General features: G+C 53.2%; 1 pseudogene. It reads right to left on the minus strand.

The window, feature by feature from the left end:
* Positions 1–209 (minus strand): annotated as a pseudogene (locus ACWR1S_RS31000) (IS4 family transposase); the annotation flags it as partial.
* Between the last annotated feature and the right edge of the window lie 43 nt (positions 210–252).

A 252-nucleotide genomic window follows, 5' to 3' on the forward strand; every position in this document is an offset into this window, starting at 1 on the left:
TGACTGGCATTTTTATTTTTGATCGGATACTTGGGTGATTTCAGCCGAATCGCCCTAGGATAAACGCGCTCCTCACGTCGATGCGGCAGAACGTAGTGCGGGGCTGAAGCATGAAGCTCGGCCAAATACTTGGGGATGTTCCCGGAACGGTCGGCCGAGACGCTGTTGATAAACCCAAGAATCGCCCAGGTACACGCAGTAAAGCTCATTTCGCACGGGTAAATGCCAGGACAGTGGCGACTCATTTCCACC

The sequence above is a fragment of the Pseudomonas sp. AIG genome, assembly GCF_977020205.1.